General features: G+C 58.9%; 1 protein-coding gene. It reads left to right on the top strand.

The window, feature by feature from the left end:
- The coding region (locus K1V27_RS22535; RefSeq protein ID WP_258932534.1) for an IS91 family transposase at positions 1-506 on the top strand (506 nt) is incomplete at its 5' end.
- Between the last annotated feature and the right edge of the window lie 329 nt (positions 507-835).

The following is an 835-nucleotide window of genomic DNA, read 5'->3' as shown; positions in this document are numbered from 1 at the left end:
TCGCCGGACAGGCTTTACCGCAAGTGCAATTCCCGCGCTCGGTTTGGGAAAAGGACTGGGTGGTCTACAGCAAACCTGGGATGCAGGGAGCGGAGAGGGTCCTCCAGTACCTCGCGCGCTACGTGCACCGAGTCGCCATCACCAACAGTCGCATTCTCTCCATAGAAGGTGGCCAGATCCGGTTTCGCTACAAGGACTCCCGGGAAAAGGCCTGGAAGATGATGAGCCTTCCGGCCGAGGAATTCATCCGAAGATTTCTCCAGCATGTGCTTCCCCGAGGATTCCACAAGGTGCGCTACTACGGCTTCCTCGCTCCCTCCAATCGCCGCCGGCTGCAGAAGGCTCAACAACTCCTGGCAGACTGCCGGATCGAACCGGGGGTGCCGACGGTGCTGGAGCCAACGACCTCCCACCCTCCGCAGGAAGCCAGGTTGTGCCCGTCCTGCAAAACCGGCCGTCTTCGGTTCCTCCGAAAAGTCCCGCGAAAAGAAAGGGCACCGCCATGACAACCGCCCGGCATGACGCATTCGATTCAGTTCCCACCGACGCGCTTTGCCACGACAGGGGAGCTGCGTCCCAAATCGGGAAAAGAACCGCAATCGCACTATTCAAGGCCTCGCCTCCGCCATTTCTTCTCTTCCCCGGACCCGTTCCCATGGCCATAGCCGGGCATTTCACACTTGAATTCGACAGCATTTTTCTCCATAGTGAACCCACCGAGTTGCCCCTTGTCCATTGAATCCTCATAGACCGACGCTCCCCCGGCTAACGCGAAGCGGTTCAGCGCAACTCGACTTTTTGCGTCGGCTTCGCGACGCAAAAACTCTTAACCGTT

Source organism: Desulfoferrobacter suflitae (assembly GCF_022603395.1).
In the GTDB taxonomy this organism is placed as follows: Bacteria; Desulfobacterota; Syntrophobacteria; order Syntrophobacterales; family Syntrophobacteraceae; genus Desulfoferrobacter; species Desulfoferrobacter suflitae.
Note: the sequence above shows the minus strand (reverse complement) of the source record. Positions and strands in the feature narration are given on the sequence as shown.